Origin of the sequence: Agrococcus sp. GCM10030265 (assembly GCF_042666675.1) — a bacterium.
Classification (GTDB): domain Bacteria; phylum Actinomycetota; class Actinomycetes; order Actinomycetales; family Microbacteriaceae; genus Agrococcus.
The window spans coordinates 1,121,575-1,137,032 of the sequence record NZ_JBHTCZ010000002.1; the positions used below are offsets into that span (position 1 = coordinate 1,121,575).

Here is a 15,458-nt window from a genome sequence, read left to right on the forward strand (position 1 = left end):
CGCGTCAGAGCACGACGTCGATGCCGCTGCGGGCGGCGAGCGGCGGCGTGATCGACGATCCGGCGATGCCGTCGGGCCCCGAGGTGGTGACGGCGGCGACGACGCCCTCGCCCTCGATCGTCGCGATGCCCGCCTGGGCGGGCAGCGAGCGCAGCCCGTTCGGCGCGAGCTCGAACGACTGGCCGCCGACGGCGACGGTCGTCGCCTCGTCGCCGATGTTGAGCACGTGGATGCGCGGATCCTGCCCCTGCGGGACCGCGACGGTCGTGGCGCCCGCGAGCGGCTGCGTGGCGGCGGCGATCCAGTCGAGGTCGACGCGGTCGCCGTCGATGCGCACGTGCCGCGCGCCCGCGACGATCGGCACGTCGGCATCGATGCGCAGCGCGTAGGTGCCGGGGGCGAGCCCTCCGAGGTCGACCTCCTGCACCTGCCCGCCCTCGAGGTCGAGGGTCGACGCGATGGGCTGCGATCCGTCGGCGATCGTCGTGATCGTCACCTGCGTCGACTCGGCGGCGAGCAGCCGCAGCGCAGGCGTCGCGTCTGCGAAGCCCTCCTGCGTCTGCACGCCCGTCGCCTCGCCGATCTCGAGCCCCGCGATCGCGACGCTCGTGGCGGCCTGGGTCGGGTCGGCGACGTCGACGCCGCCCGGCTGCAGCGTGCGCACCACCGTGTGCTGCAGGTGCGCGGCGACGGGGCCGCCGGAGGATGCGACGTGCACGACGGGCGAGGCGACGCCCGGCGCGAGCGCCGCGAGGTCCAGGACGGCCGTGCTGGCGGGCGCGATGGCGATGCCGGTCGAGCCGACCGCGTCGACCTCGCCCTCGGTGCCGAAGATCCGCACGTCGACCGACGTGGAGGCGCGACCGGGGTTCGCGATCGTCAGCACCGAGCTGCGGCCCGTGGTCGTGGCGCCGCCGACGAGCCACTGCGACGTCGACGGGGCGACGCATTCGCTCGCCGCGGCGCCGAAGGCGGCATCGCTCGCGACCGCGAGGGACTCGGCGCCTGCGACGTCCGCTCCGCGCAGCGCCACGAGCGAGCCCTCGACGCCGTCGAGCGCGACGTCGGCGCGCTCGTCGGTCGACGTGACGAGCTGGGGGTCGGCGAGCACGCGCACGATGCCGGCGTCGCCGCTCGCGTCGCCGACGCCGAGCAGCGGACCCGCGCACACGCGCGACTCGATCGGGGCGGTCGGCACGACGGACTGCGCTCGTGGCTCGGCGGTCGTCGCGGGCAGCGAGGGTCCTGCGAGCACGGCGAGCACGCCCACGGCGATCGTCGCGATCCCTGCGGCGGCGCGCACGCCCCACAGCCCCACGGTGCGGGGCTGCAGCGCGCGGGCCCGCTCGGCGGCCTCGTTCGCGGCGGCCTCGCGGTCGGTGGCGGTGACGTCGGTCGCGAGGTCGACGGGCGCGGCGTCGTCGGTCGCGGCGTCGTCGTGCGCTGCGTCGTCGGTCACGGCGTCGTCGTGCGCAGCCTCGTCGACGGCATCCGCGGATGCGTCGTCACCCTCCGGCACCGAGCCGGCTGCACCCGCGGCCGCAGCGTCGCGCGCCGACTCGGGCGCCGCATCCTCCTGCGAGCCGTGCGTCTCGCGCGGCTCGCCGTCGTGTCCCGTGCGGTCGTCGCTCATGCCCAGTCCTTCACGATCCTCGCTCGGCGCGATCGCGCCCGCGAGCCGCGCCTGGCCGACGGCAGCGCGAGCACGATCGCCGCAGCGATCGACAGCAGCTGCGCGGCGAGCAGCGCCCACGCGAGCGTCGTCGTGGCGGGGGCGGTCGCGACGGCGGCGTCGCGCTGCCACAGGACGCCCACGGTCGTCTCGCCGATCTCCTCGAGCCCGTCTCGCTCGGACAGGCTCGCGTCGACGACGGTGCCGAGCGCCGCGTCGCCGTCGGCGAGCAGCACGTAGCGCACCGACCACTCGTCGAGGGCGGCATCCACGTCGCCACCGCCCGCGACGAGGTCGGCGGCGACGACGGCGAGCGCCGAGCCCCGCTCGCCGACGTCCGACGTCGCGACGAGCGTCGACGCGTCGGTGAGGGTCGCACCCGAGCCCCGCTCGACGCGAGCGGCGACCGCGTCGTCGCCGAGCGGCGTCACGACGAGCGTGCCCACCGCGGGGTCGGCGACCGCGTCGGCGACGACGAACGCGGGCAGCGCGCGCACCGGCGCCTGCTCGAGGACGGGCGTGAGCATGCCGAGGACGACGACGGGTGCCGCACCGAGCGCCGCTGCGAGCGCGACGAGCGACGTCGGCACGCCGGCGCGCATGTCGAGCACCGCGGCCGTGCGGGTCGCCGCGGCCACGAGCCCGAGCAGCATGGCGCTCACGCCCGTGCCCGCCCACAGGTGCACGGCGTCGAGGCCCGTCGTCGCGACGGCGACGTGCGTCTGCGCCACGGCGGTCGCGAGGCCGAGCGTCGCGAGCGCGATCGCCACGAGCGCCCGTACCCGCAGGAACGGCGCGGCGACCGCCATGAGCACGAGCGGCGCCGCGAGGCCGATCGCGATCCAGCGGCCGTCGACGCCGAGCGCGTCGCCGACGACGCCGAGGCCGCCGAGGTCGCCCGAGGGCATGCCCAGCAGCAGCTGCAGCGGCGTCGCGGGCTCGCTCGCGAGCTGCACGCCCGGGTCGGCGAGCGCGGCGAGCGGCGTGCCGGCGGCCCACTGCCACGCGACGGTCGGGCCCGCGAGCAGCAGCGTCGGGACGATGGCGGCGAGGATGCGCGGCGAGCGCCAGTCGCGCACGGCAAGCGCGAGCCAGCACACGAGCACGAGGGGCAGCAGCGACGGCGCGCCCGCGACGATGCCCGCCATCGCGAGCGCCGCGCCGCCGGTCGCTCGCCACGAGCGTGCGGCGGCGAGGCCGCAGGTCGCGGCGACGGGCAGCAGCACGTGCGCGACGACCGCGCCGAGCCTGCCCTCGTGGACGCCGACGAGCAGCGTCGGCGCGAACGCCCACACGGCGGCTGCGACGGTCGGCATCCACCTGCTCGTCGTGATCGAGCGCACGAACGCCCACCCGGTGACGGCCGAGAGCGGCGCGGCGGCGAGCAGCGCGACGATGACGGCCGTCGACGGCGCCCAGGGCGTCAGGGTGCCGAGCATCGCGAGCAGGAGCGCGAAGCCGTCGGCCGGCCCGGCGACGTCGCCGAGGCCGTCGCGCACGCCCCACGTCACGTCGGACCACAGGCCGGCGACGGTGGCGTCGAGCGGCATGAGCGCGCCGCCCGTGAGCGCACCGGCTCCGATGAGCGGGGCGAGGACGAGCACCGAGACGACGACCGCGAGCGCCGCGACCCACAGCGCGGCGCCCTCGACGAACCCGACGCGCTCGTCGACGACGCGCGCGTTGTGGTCGACGTCGTCGCCGATGCGCTGCCGATGCTCGCGCAGCGCCCGCCAGGACACGCGCAGGCCGCGCAGGTCGCGCCACGGGGCGACGCGCGTGCGGCGGATGCGGCCGCGCGCCCTGCCGACGCGTCCGAGGCGCACGGCGGCGGTGGCCGCGGCCGCCCACTCGGCGGGGATGCTGCCCGGCCGCTTCGCGAGCACGTGCCCGATGGAGCGCAGCAGCGCGAGCGGCAGCAGCGCCAACCAGTGCAGCGGCACGAGCGCGGCGTTCGCGTAGACGAGCCTGCGGTGCAGCTCGGCGGCGCGCGCGATGCGCGTGCGCCGAGCGTCGGACACCCTGCGCAGCCGGAAGTGCTCGGGCCCGCCCGCCCTGCGCACGCGTGCCGCGGGCTGCAGCGCGACGCGATGCCCGGCGAGGCGAGCGCGGATGCCGAGGTCGAGCCCTGCGTCGATGCTGGGCAGCGCGGGGTCGAGGCCGCCGAGCGCCGTGTAGACGTCGCGTCGCACGAGCACGCCGGCCTCGGCGACGCCGAGCGCATCCGAGTCGCCGTCGTGCTGGCCCTGGTCGAGCTCGCCGTCGTGCAGTCGCACGCTGCGGCCGAGCGGCGTGAGGGTCTGCCCGTACTCGGCGAACGTGTCGGGCTCGGCCGCACGCATGACCTTCGGTCCGACGACCGCGACCGAGGGGCTCGTCTCCGCGGTCCCGAGGAGCGCCGCGAGGGCGTGCGGATGCGGCAGCGAGTCATGGGCGAGCAGCCAGAGCCAGTCGCCCTCCTCGGCCTCGGGCAGCGCTCGTGCGCCCGCTGCGACGGCCTCGCCGAAGGATGCCGACGCCTGCGCCTCGACGAGGTGGACGCCGGCGTCGGTCAGCAGCGTGCGCGACGCGTCGGTGCTGCGCGCGTCGACGGCCACGATGCGCTCGGGCCTCGCAGTCTGCGCTGCGATGGCCTCGAGCGTCCGAGGGAGGTAGTCGGCACCGTTCCGGACGGCGAGCACGACGAGGACACGCTGACGCACCCGGCAAGGCTAGGCACCATGTGCGCCGCTCGACGGGAAGGTCGCCGGTGCGGCGCGAAGTCGTCAGCGACCGAATGCGCCGCGCACGCGCACGGCTGCACGGTGCACGGGATCGTTCTCGAGCTCCTCGATGCGCGTCCGCGCCTCCTCGAGCTCGCGCCGGAGCTCGTCGCGCTCGACCGCCGCGGCCTCGAGCGCGACGCGATGCTGCTCGCGGTCGTAGGCGATCCCATCGCGGTCCTCGACGACGCGGGCGAGCTCGGCTCGCTGCTCCTCGGCGTCGGCGCGGGCGCGGGCGACGTCGGCATGGGCGACGGCGTCGACGTCGCGGAGGTCGTGCGCGACGCCGCGGAGCCGCACGATCTCGGCGTCGTCGAACGGCTCGCCGTCCTCGAGCGACGCGGCGAGCAGCTCGGGCAGCCGGGCGTCGAGGCCGCGCAGCGACGTGCCGAGCGACCGGTCGAGGCGCAGGCCGTCCTGCGACATCTCGTCGGACGTCATCATCCTGAGCGCGAGGAAGGGCAGCAGCACGCCACCGCGCAGTCGCCGCCAGTCGCGCATGCCGTGATGGTTGGCGCTCGGGCGCAGCTCGGGGCTCTCGTCGTAGCCGCGACCCATGTTCTCGGTCTTGCGCATGACCTGCGCCACCGAGCGCCACGGCAGGTGCAGCACCTCGAGCTCGAGACCCTCGGGCACCTCGCCGTGCACGCCGATGCTCGTCGAGTGGTTGCCCTGCACGACCTCGACGTCGGGCGAGGCGACGTGGACCGCGTTCGGGGTCGGCTGCGATCGCACGCCCGCTGCCTCGAGCTGCTCGGCGTCGCGCTCGTCGCGCAGCACGAGCCGCTCGATGCCGGCCCCGGAGCTCGCGATGCGGCCGACCATGTTGACGACGGGCACGCGCACCTCGCCGAGCTCGACGGGCATCGCGGCGAACACGTCGCGGAGGGTGCGAGCAGGGTCGACGGGCCGGAGGAACTCGTCGGCGTCGGCGTTGATGACCCAGGTGGCCCCGAGCGCGTGCGCCTCGCGTGCCATGCGCGTCACGACGCGGCCCTGCTGCTTGCGGTGCTCGGGGTCGTCGTGGATCGTGAGCGGGGCGACGCCCGCGTACGCCTCGAGGATCTCGCGCGTGCCGTCGACGGATCCGTTGTCGGTCACGACGATCCGGTCGACGCCCTGCGCGAGGTGGTGCTCGATCGTGGCGGCGATCACGTCCGCCTCGTCGCGGACCATCATGGTCATGACCAGCATGCGGGTCAGCCTAGAGCCGAGGAAGGCTCGGCGAGATGCAGGGGGTCACGCCGAGCGACGCAGCTTGCGGCGCTCGCGCTCGGAGAGCCCGCCCCAGATGCCGAAGCGCTCGTCGTTCTGCAGCGCGTAGTCGAGGCACTGCGCGCGCACGTCGCAGCCCTCGCAGATGCGCTTGGCGTCGCGCGTCGAGCCGCCCTTCTCGGGGAAGAACGCCTCGGGGTCGGTCTGCGCGCACAGCGCGTCGACCTGCCACGAGAGCTGGCCCTGCTCGTCGCCCTCGGCGACGGGCGTCGCTCGGCGGAGCGACGATCCGGGGACGCCCAGCTGGACGGGGTCGACGAACCAGTCGTCCGGAACGCTGCGACGGTTCGCTTCGCGCATGCGGTGCTCCTGATCCCTCTTCGCGCCGCTCGGCCTGCGTCGCGCTGCAGCAATTACACCGGTGTGATTCGCCCGCGTCAAGTCGCGGACCCTACAACCCTCCACCGACGCTGCAGGGAAGCCCGCGGATCACGGCGTGTCGCGCACCTCGAGCGCGAGCCACGCGTCGCGCGTGTCGAGGCGGATGGCCTCGGGCGAGGAGGCGAACGCCGCCTCGCCCCGCGCGAGGTCGAGTCGCACGCCTGCGACCTCGACGGTCGTCGGGGCGACGGCGAGCACGACGGCGCACGCCGCGGGGCCCGCGTCGTGCGCGCCCATGACGTGCCGCAGCTCGAAGGGTGCGGCGGGGCGGTAGGCGGTCGCACCCTCGAGCGGCACGGGATGCAGCATGGGGTCGTCGACGGGCGTGACGTCGACGACGCGCAGCAGCTCGTCGCGATCGACGTGCTTGGTCGTGAGACCGCCGCGCAGCACGTTGTCGCTCGCCTCCATGAGCTCGATCCCGAGGCCCTCGAGGTACGCGTGCAGGTTGCCGGCGGGCAGGAAGACCCCCTCGCCCGGTGCGAGCGAGACGCGATGCAGCATGAGCGCCGTCGCGATCCCCGCGTCGCCCGGGTAGTCGGCCGTGAGGCGCGCGACGGTGTCGGCGGCCGCCGCGTGCTCGGCGGGCAGCGACGGCGCCGCCGCCACCACCCCCGCCACCACGTCGTCGACGTCGCCGCCGCCCGCGAGCAGCCAGGCGAGCGCCTCGCGCGTCGAGCGGCGCACGATCGCCGCGTACGGGGCGACGCGACCGTCGATCGCGGCGAGCGCGTCGAGCACCGCGAGGGTGCGTGCAGTGGGCTGGAAGCCCGAGAGCGCCTCGAACGGCGTCACGGCGACGATGAGCTCGGGCTTCGAGCGCGGATCCCGGTACGACCGGTGCGATGCGTCGAGCGGCACGCCCGCAGCCTCCTCCGCGGCGAAGCCCGCCTGCGCCTGCGCCGTCGACGGATGCACCTGCAGCGACAGGGCATGCGCGGCGGCGAGCGCCTTGAGCAGGATGCCGGGCTGCTCGGCACCGGCGTCGGCGAGCGCGACGTCGAGCGGCGTGCCGTCGTCGAGGCGCGCGGGCCACGCGGGGTGCGCCCCGAGCCACAGCTCGGCCTCCGGACCACCGGAGGGCTCGGAGCCCAGCAGGTCGGCGAGGAGCGCGTCGCTCCCCCATGCGTAGTCGCGCACGTCGTTGGCGATGCGCGCCAAGCGGACCGCGGAGGCGAGGTCGGTCATGGTGAGCGACGCTACAACACCCGCGCCGCGCGGCCGCGTGCTGCGTAGGCTGCGAGCCGATCCATGCGTCGAAGGAGCCCCATGACCCTCACCCAGCTGCCCAGCGACTTCTACGGGATGGAGTCGCAGCTCACCGCTCGCGAGCAGGAGGCGATCGCCGAGCTGCGCGCCGCGCTCGAGCCCATGCGCGACGTCGTCGACGAGCACTGGCACCGCGACGAGTTCCCCATGGACGTCATCCCCGCCATCGCGGCGACGGGCGTGCTCGGCCACTCGTGGGAGGAGACGCAGACCTTCCCCGCCTCGGCGGTGTACCGGGGCTGGGCGGCGCTCGAGATGGCGCGCGTCGACGCCTCCCTCTCGACCTTCGTCGGCGTGCAGAACGGCCTCGCTGCTGGCTCCATCGGCGCGTGCGGCTCGCCCGAGCAGCGTGCCGAGTGGCTGCCGCGCCTCGCGTCCGGCGAGGTGCTCGGCGCGTTCGGGCTCACCGAGCCGCTCTCGGGCTCCGACTCCGCCCGCGGCCTGCGCACGACCGCGCGCCGCGAGGGCGACGAGTGGGTGCTCGACGGCGAGAAGCGCTGGATCGGCAACGCGACGTTCGCCGACGTCGTGATCATCTGGGCGAAGGACGTCGCCGACGGCCAGGTGAAGGGCTTCATCGTGCCGACGACGACGCCGGGCTTCACGGCGACGAAGATCGAGCGCAAGATCGCGCTGCGCATGGTGCAGAACGCCGACATCGTGCTCGACGGCGTCCGCGTGCCCGAGTCGCTGCGCCTGCAGCGCGCCGAGTCGTTCCGCGACACCGCGCGCGTGCTGCGCCTCACGCGCGCCGAGGTCGCGTGGGCAGCCGTCGGCGTCATGGCCGGCGCGTTCGAGGCCGCCGTCCGCTACACGGGCGAGCGCGAGCAGTTCGGCCAGCCCATCGCGGGCCACCAGCTCGTGCAGGACCTGCTCGCGAAGTCGCTCGGCGCCATCACGGCCTCCATCGCCCTGTGCGTGCAGGTGTCGCGCATGCAGGACGAGGATCGTCAGGACGACGCGCACTCCGCCCTCGCGAAGGCGTTCACGACCGCGCGGATGCGCGAGGTCGTCGCCTGGTGCCGCGAGGTGTGCGGCGGCAACGGCATCGTCACCGATCACGACGTCGCGCGGTTCTTCGCCGACGCCGAGGCGCTCTACTCGTACGAGGGCACGTTCCAGATGAACCAGCTCATCGTCGGCCGCGCGATCACGGGACGGGCTGCGTTCGCCTGAGACGGCGGGGTCAGGGCTCGTCGCCGAGCGCGTCGCACGTCAGCACGGCGAGGCCGCCCGACCAGCCGGCGGGTGCGACCTCGAGCTGGCCCTCGTCGGCACCCGCGTCGCACGCGGCCTGCGCCTCGTCGACCTCGACCGACCACGCCGCGCCGCCCGGCCGCGACGAGCCCGTCTCCGGGGCCTGCACCGCCATCCAGCCGACCGCGGCCACGACGACGACCGACGCGGTGGCGACCCGCGCGATGCGGGCTCGCCTCCACCCGGCGTCGCGGTCGCGATCGACGACGATGCCGGCGGCGAGCGGCACGAGCGCCGCGCAGTACATGCCCGCCGCGGCGCCGTAGCGGAAGATCACGACGGCGCCGAGCCACTCCTCGCCCTCGAGCGACGCGTAGCGCCACACCTCGAGCTGCGACGTGAGGATGCAGCCGGCCATGATGCCCGCCGACAGCAGCGCGAGCGTCACGACCGCGATGCGCTGCCGCGACGTGCCGCGCACGAGTCCGACGACGCCCGCGATCGCGAACGGCACGAGCGCGGCGAGCCCGACGACCGGTCCCACGTCGGCGAGCGCGGCGATGACGTCGGCCCGTGAGCCATCGACGATCGGCAGCACGGCCTGCACGAGCCACGCGAGCACGATGTCCGGGATGCCGATGCCGAGGCTCGGGTAGCCCTCGCGCGGCGACAGCAGCATCGCGGCGACCTGCGCCGCGGCGCCCACGAGGGTCGCGACGACCGGCAGCCAGGTCTCTCGTCGCCGCGGCCGCAGCATCGCGAGCGCGAGCGGCACGAGCAGCACGGCCTGCACCTCGGTGAGCATGCAGGCGAGCAGCACGCCCGCCCACGCCACGCCGGCGATGCCGCGGCGAGGATGGGCGAGCAGGATCCAGCACCCCAGCCACAGGCAGTAGGTGTGGAGGTTCGCGAGGTTGCCGAGCACCTCGGCGCCGAGGGCGGGCAGCACGATCGGCACGGCGGCGATCCCGAGCCGCGCGGGCCACCAGCGCACGACGTCCGCCGAGAGCACGAACGTCGCGACGGCGACGGCGACGACGAAGGCGATCGAGGCGAGCGTGACGGCGACCGCGTGCAGCTCGAGCGGGACGACGGCGACGAGCACCGCCGTCACGAGCCTCGGCAGCAGATGGAGGTAGCCCGCATACGGCTCGAGCAGCACGGCCCAGCCGCCGCGCTCGAGCGCGTCGGCGAGGAAGTCGCGTCCGTCCTCCGCCCAGAGCACGTCGAACGTGCCCTGCGGGATGCGCAGCACGAGCCACAGTCCTCCGACGGCCGCGAGCAGCACGATCGGCAGCCACCGCGTCACGACGCCGGCGCGCGGCGCGCGTCCTCGTGCTCGGCTCGGCACGTGCGGCGGCGCGCTCGCGCCGGGCTCCGTGCCGGTCGTCACGTGCGGACGCCCTCCGGTCGCTGCGGCGCGGAGGTCGTGCGGCGACGCAGCACGCGGCGGGCGAAGCCCCAGCGCGTGACCTTCGCGAGCGCCTCCACGATGATCGACGACGACATCTTCGACACGCCCTGCGCACGCTCGCGGAACTCGATCGGCACCTCGTCGATGCGAGCGCCCAGGTCGGCGGCTGCGATCGTCAGCTCGATCTGGAACGCGTAGCCGCGGCTGCCGACCGCGTCGAGGTCGATGCGCTCGAGGAGCTCGCGACGGTACGCGCGGAAGCCGGCCGTCATGTCGTGCACCGGGATGCCGAGCGCGATGCGCGCGTACAGGTTGGCGCCGCGGCTGAGCGCCTCGCGATGCCGCGGCCAGTCGACGACCGAGCCGCCGCGCACCCAGCGCGAGCCGATCGCGAGGTCGGCGCCGTCGTCGACGCGGGCGAGCATCGCGGGCAGCCGCTCGGGCGGATGCGAGCCGTCCGCATCCATCTCCACGAGCACCTCGTATCCACGCTCGATGCCCAGGCGGAAGCCGGCGACGTACGCGGCGCCGAGCCCGCGCTTCTCGCTGCGATGCAGCACGCGGATGCGTGCGTCCTCCGCCGCCATGCGCTCGGCGAGCGCTCCGGTGCCGTCCGGGCTGCCGTCGTCGATGACGAGCACGTGCACGTCGGGCGCCGCCGCGAGCAGCCGCCCGAGCGTCACGGGCAGCGACTCGCGCTCGTCGTAGGTGGGGACGAGCACCAGGGTGCGTGGCAAGGGATGGCTCCTCCGGTCGAGGTGGGCCGATCATGGCACACGCGTGACCGCGGGACATGAACGGCGGGTGTCCGAGAGGGGTCCGGGGCCAGAGCGCCTGCCGGATGGCCGGGCGGGCTCGTGGGACGATGGTCGGCATGACCCTGCGGCCGGCCTCCCTGCTGGCCGGCTGGGCGGTGGCGCTCCTCGCCGCGGGCGACGCCGTGCGCTACTCGCTCGGCTACGCGGGCTGGGCCGTCGTGTGCGGGCTCACGCTCGTGGCCGCCGTCGTCGTCCTCGTGCGGGCCCGTCCGCGCCTGCGTGCGACGCCCGTCGCGCTCGCGATGCTGCTCGCGCTCATGCTGCTGTCGGCGGTCTGGGCGATCTCGCCGCTCGCGACCCTGCTGGGTGCCGCGCTGCAGCTCGCGACCGCGGCGGCGGGCCTGCTGCTCGCGCAGCTCGAGCCCGAGCGGCTCCTCGCGACGGTGCACGGCGTGCTGCAGGGCATCCTCGCCCTGTCGGTCGCCTTCGAGCTCGCCGTCGCCGTGCTCGTCGGCGGCCGCGTGTACCCGCTCTTGCCCATGCCGGGCGTCGACTCCTACGGGCCGGACTCCCCCGCCTCCTACGCGTGGTCCCGCGGGCTGCTGCTCGAGGGTGGGCGCATCCAGGGCATCGTGGGCAACGCGAACCTGCTGGCGATGCTCGCGCTGCTCGCCCTCGTGCTGGCCGCGTGCCTCGCGGCGTCGCGGCGGCTGCGCGCGTGGCCGGCGTGGGTCGCGCTGCCGCTGCTCGTGCTGGCGCTCACCCGCTCGGCGACGGTGCTCGCGGCGCTCGCGGCCGTGGGCGTCGTCGCCGCGCTCGTCGCAGCCTGGCGCAGGCTGCCGCGCCGCGCCTTCCTCGGCACGCTCGCGGGCACGGGCGTCGTGCTGCTCGCCGCGGCGACGACGGCCGTGGTGCTGCGCGAGCGACTGCTCGACGCCGTCGGCCGCGACGGCGACCTGACGGGCAGGACCGGCATCTGGGAGGCCGTCGCTGGGCTCTGGCTGCGCAGCCCCGTCGTCGGCACCGGCTGGGTGGGCTACTGGCCTCCGTACGTCGAGCCGTACGACGACCTCGCGGTGCACGACGGCGTCGTGTACCTGCAGGCGCACTCGGTCGCGCTCGACGTGCTCATGCAGCTCGGCGTCGTCGGCCTCGTCGCGTGGATCGCGCTGCAGGCGACCGCGTTCGTCGGCGCCGGGCGGTGGCTGCGCGACGCGCCCGCCGGCGAGGCGGCGCTGCGCGCCGCGCCGCTGCTGGTGCTCGCGGCGCTCGTCGCGCAGGGGCTCGCGGAGTCGCGCCCGCTCATCGAGCTCGGCTTCGCGCTGCTCGTCGCGCTCGCGCTGCGGCTGCCCGCTCGCTCGGGCGCCGTGTCCGAGGCGGTGCGCGCGTGAGGCATCTGCTCGAGGTCGCCGAGCACGCCCTCGGCCAGGCGCGCATGATCCAGGCGCTCGCGACGGTGTCGATCGGCACGGCCGTGCTGGCGCCGCTCATCGTGCGCCTGTCCGGGTGGGCGGGCCTCGCGGGCGTGCTGGCCGTGCTCGTCGTGCTCGCCGCCGGGTCGCTCTGGTCGATGCGCCTCGAGCTCGAGGTGCGGCACGTGCCCCTCACGCTCGCCGTGCTCGTGGCCTACGCGGCGCTGTCGATCGTGTGGTCGCGCTATCCGGGTGCCGCGGCCCTCGGCGTCGCCGAGCTGCTCGCCGTCGGCCTCCTCGGCGCCTACGTCGCGCTGACGCGCGACATCTCGCAGATCGTGCGCGCCTTCGGCGCCGTCCTGCGGCTCGTGCTCGCAGCCTCGTTCGTCGTCGAGATGCTGCTCGGCGTCGTGCTCGACATGCCGTTGCAGGCGCTCGGCGTGCACGGCAACCTCATCCGCCTCGGCCCGGTGCAGGGCCTCATGGGCCGCGCGGAGCTCATGGGGATCGTCGGGGTGCTCGCGCTCATCACCTTCGTCGTCGAGCTGCGGATGCGGTCGATGCCGACGTGGCCGGGCGTCGCGTGGATCGCGGGTGCGGTGGCGACGGTGCTGCTGTCGCGCTCGGCGACCGTCATGGCGCTCGCGCTCGTCGCCGTCGCGGCCTACGGCGCGCTCGCCTTCATCCGCGCCGCCACCCCGCAGCGGCGGACGAGCAGGCAGGTCGCCGTCGTGCTCGCGGCGGTCGCGTCGGCCGTCGTCGCGTATGCGGCCCGCTGGCCCATCATCGGCGCGCTCGACGGCGTCTCGGAGGCGCTGTACCGCCTCGACGTGTGGCGGCAGGTGCTCGCGGTGCAGCGGCTGCAGTCGCAGTGGCTCGAGGGCCGCGGGTTCGTCGGCAGGTGGAACCTCGACGTCGCGCCCTACTCCGAGGTCGCCAACGTGCAGTCGCGGCAGGTCGTCGACGCGTCGAGCGCGTACATCGACGCGCTCGTGCAGATCGGTGCGCTGGGGTTCGCCCTGCTGCTGCTCGCGCTCGCGGCGGCCACGGGGCGATCGTGGCTGCTCGCGTCGCGCAAGCGCTCGGTCGTCTACGTGTGGCCGGCGGTCGTGCTCGCCGTCATGGTGGTGTCGGGCTTCGCGACGAGCATCATGCTCCACGAGCTGGGGTGGCTGCTCGTCGTCGTGTGCGCCGTGAAGGCGTCGCACGCCATCTCCTGGCGCCGAGCCCTCGAGCCGCCGCGGGAGCGGTAGGCTCGCCGCGATGCGCCAAGGAGACCGAGTGAGCGAGCACGTCGTCGTGACGGGAGCCGCGGGCTACGTCGGCCGGCACGTCGTGCGCGCGCTGCTCGATCGCGGCGCTCGCGTCACGGCCGTCGTGCGCTCGACGCGTGCGTACCGCGTCGACGATCGGGCGCGCATCGTCGAGGCCGACGTCCTCGACGCCGACCTCGACCTCGACGCGATCGTCGACGGCGGCGTCGACCGCGTCGTCCACCTCGCGTGGGAGGCCGGCTTCGCGCACGACGCCCCGGTGCACATGCTGCACGTGTCGCAGCACTACCGGCTGCTGCGCGCGTTCGCTGAGGCGGGCGCGCACACGATCGCGGCCCTCGGCACCATGCACGAGATCGGCTACCACGAGGGCGCGATCGACGAGTCGACGCCCACGAACCCGACGTCGCTCTACGGCGTCGCGAAGGATGCGCTGCGCCGCGCGACGCTGCGCTCGCTCGGCGGCGATGCGCGCGTGCTGTGGCTTCGCGCCTTCTACATCCTCGGTGACGACCGCAACAACCAGTCGATCTTCACGAAGCTGCTGGCCGCCGCCGAGGCGGGGCAGCGCACGTTCCCGTTCACGACCGGCACGAACGAGTTCGACTTCATCGACGTCCAGGAGCTCGCCGAGCAGATCGCCGTCGCGACGCTGCAGGACGAGGAGTCCGGCGTCGTCAACGTCTGCTCGGGCGAGCCCGTCTCGCTGCGCACCCAGGTCGAGCGCTTCATCGCCGAGCACGCGCTCGACATCGAGCTGCAGATCGGCGCCTTCCCGGATCGCCCCTACGACTCCCCCCGGACGTGGGGCGACCCGACGCGCATCCGGCGCATCCTCGAGCGCGACGCGGCCCGCCGAGCCTGAGAGGTCGGCGCCGCTCGTCGAGCAGCGCCCGGCTCAGCGCCGCTCGTCGAGCAGCGCCCGGTAGGCATCGGCCGTGCGCCGCGCCGTGGCGTCCCACGTGAACGCGCGCGCCCATCGCGGCCCGGCCTCGCGCGCGTGCGCCGCGACGCGCTCCGTGCGCGCCTCGCGGAGTCGCTCGCGCATCGCGACGGCGTCGCCGGCGGGGAAGTAGAGCGCGACGTCGCCACCGACCTCGCGACCGACGCCCGCATCGACGACGACGACGGGCGTGCCGGTCGCGAGGGCCTCGAGCGTCGGCAGGCCGAACCCCTCGTAGCGCGAGGGGAAGGCGAGCGCGTCGGCGCGTGCGTAGACCGTGGGCATCTCGGCGTCGCTCGGCGCGATGCGCGCGACGCGGTCCGCGATGCCCGCCGCCGCGAGCATGCGCTGCTCGTCGTCGGAGAGCGGGCCGCCGCCCACGAGCACGACGTGCAGCGCGGGCTCCTCGGCGAGCAGCGGAGTCGCCGCCTCGACGAAGACGTCGAAGTCCTTGTAGCCGCGTCGCACCCCGACGAAGAGCAGGTAGCGCTCCGGCAGGTCGATCTCGACGCGGGGCGCGTCGAGGAACGCGTCGGCCACGCCGAGCGGCACGACGACCGCGTGCTCGGCCGCCGCGTCTCCGTAGAAGCGCCGCAGGTCGGCGAGCGTCGCCTCCGAGATGCTGAGCACGAGGTCGGCGGCCTCCACGAACCGGCGCTTCGCGAAGTGCGGGTTGCCGAGCGGGAACTCCTTCGGGAAGCGCTCCGGCATGAAGTCGTACACGCTCATGACGCGCGGCACGGGCAGCGGCCGCAGGTACGAGGGATGCGTGAACGTGTGATGCACGAGGTCGACGGGGGGCAGCGCCCGGCCCTGCTCGCGCGGGCGACCGAGCACGCGCCACCCGAACCACTCGGCGCGGGCTCGCAGCGCACCGGGGTCGGCGCGGCGCGGCACGAGCCCGCTCGCGGCGAGGTGCTCGTTGCGCGTCGTGCGCGACAGCAGCACGGGCTCGACGCCGTGCTCGGGCAGCCGCAGCGCGGTCTCGACGAACATCTTCGAGACGCCCCCGCGCTGCTGCGCGACGAACGCCTGATCGTCGAAGGCCACTCGGATCTCGCGGTCGGTCACCGCTCCATCGTGGCACGCGCGTAGGATCGT

The 15,458-nt window shown here is 75.0% G+C and carries 12 protein-coding genes; 4 read left to right on the forward strand and 8 right to left on the reverse strand.

Features of this window, described 5'->3' with window-relative positions:
- Positions 1-4: 4 nt before the first annotated feature.
- From ACFQPP_RS09835 to manA, 5 genes are all read right to left on the reverse strand, one after another.
- On the reverse strand, positions 5-1,633 hold the full coding sequence (locus ACFQPP_RS09835) for a DUF5719 family protein (RefSeq protein ID WP_376916400.1): 1,629 nt from the start codon (positions 1,631-1,633) through the stop codon (positions 5-7).
- Entirely contained in the window at positions 1,630-4,374 is a 2,745-nt protein-coding gene (locus ACFQPP_RS09840) for a glycosyltransferase (protein ID WP_376916401.1), read from the reverse strand. Before ACFQPP_RS09840 ends, ACFQPP_RS09835 begins: the two co-directional genes overlap by 4 nt.
- Positions 4,375-4,437: 63 nt before the next feature.
- The gene (locus ACFQPP_RS09845; RefSeq protein ID WP_376916402.1) at positions 4,438-5,628 is read right to left on the reverse strand and encodes a glycosyltransferase family 2 protein; all 1,191 of its coding nucleotides are present in this window, start codon (positions 5,626-5,628) and stop codon (positions 4,438-4,440) included.
- A 45-nt stretch (positions 5,629-5,673) separates the two neighbouring features.
- Positions 5,674-6,009 (reverse strand): WhiB family transcriptional regulator, encoded by a 336-nt coding sequence (locus ACFQPP_RS09850; protein WP_376916403.1) that lies wholly within the window; start codon positions 6,007-6,009, stop codon positions 5,674-5,676.
- 129 nt (positions 6,010-6,138) lie between these two features.
- Positions 6,139-7,278, reverse strand: a complete 1,140-nt coding sequence (gene manA, locus ACFQPP_RS09855; protein ID WP_376916404.1) for a mannose-6-phosphate isomerase, class I — start codon at positions 7,276-7,278, stop codon at positions 6,139-6,141.
- An 81-nt stretch (positions 7,279-7,359) separates the two neighbouring features.
- Here manA and ACFQPP_RS09860 point away from each other — a divergent pair, with 81 nt between their 5' ends.
- The gene (locus tag ACFQPP_RS09860; protein ID WP_376916406.1) at positions 7,360-8,535 is read left to right on the forward strand and encodes an acyl-CoA dehydrogenase family protein; all 1,176 of its coding nucleotides are present in this window, start codon (positions 7,360-7,362) and stop codon (positions 8,533-8,535) included.
- Positions 8,536-8,545: 10 nt separating this feature from the next.
- Here ACFQPP_RS09860 and ACFQPP_RS09865 read toward each other — a convergent pair whose 3' ends face one another.
- Complete coding sequence (locus ACFQPP_RS09865; protein WP_376916407.1) at positions 8,546-9,949, reverse strand: hypothetical protein; 1,404 nt, start codon at positions 9,947-9,949, stop codon at positions 8,546-8,548.
- A complete protein-coding gene (locus ACFQPP_RS09870) occupies positions 9,946-10,707 on the reverse strand; it encodes a polyprenol monophosphomannose synthase (protein ID WP_376916408.1) in 762 nt (253 codons plus the stop codon). Before ACFQPP_RS09870 ends, ACFQPP_RS09865 begins: the two co-directional genes overlap by 4 nt.
- A 137-nt stretch (positions 10,708-10,844) precedes the next feature.
- Between ACFQPP_RS09870 and ACFQPP_RS09875 the strand changes: the two genes are divergently transcribed.
- Genes ACFQPP_RS09875 through ACFQPP_RS09885 form a run of 3 tightly spaced genes read left to right on the forward strand, consistent with a single transcriptional unit; the run spans position 10,845 to position 14,279 of the window.
- Positions 10,845-12,119 carry an O-antigen ligase family protein gene (locus tag ACFQPP_RS09875; RefSeq protein WP_376916409.1) on the forward strand — a complete coding sequence of 425 codons (1,275 nt, stop codon included), beginning with the start codon at positions 10,845-10,847 and terminating at the stop codon, positions 12,117-12,119.
- Entirely contained in the window at positions 12,116-13,393 is a 1,278-nt protein-coding gene (locus ACFQPP_RS09880) for an exopolysaccharide biosynthesis protein (RefSeq protein ID WP_376916410.1), read from the forward strand. Before ACFQPP_RS09875 ends, ACFQPP_RS09880 begins: the two co-directional genes overlap by 4 nt.
- A 28-nt stretch (positions 13,394-13,421) precedes the next feature.
- Positions 13,422-14,279 carry an NAD-dependent epimerase/dehydratase family protein gene (locus ACFQPP_RS09885; protein WP_376916411.1) on the forward strand — a complete coding sequence of 286 codons (858 nt, stop codon included), beginning with the start codon at positions 13,422-13,424 and terminating at the stop codon, positions 14,277-14,279.
- A 33-nt stretch (positions 14,280-14,312) separates the two neighbouring features.
- On the opposite strand, the gene ACFQPP_RS09890 is transcribed toward ACFQPP_RS09885, so the two are convergent.
- Entirely contained in the window at positions 14,313-15,428 is a 1,116-nt protein-coding gene (locus ACFQPP_RS09890) for a glycosyltransferase family 4 protein (protein WP_376916412.1), read from the reverse strand.
- Positions 15,429-15,458 lie beyond the last annotated feature (30 nt).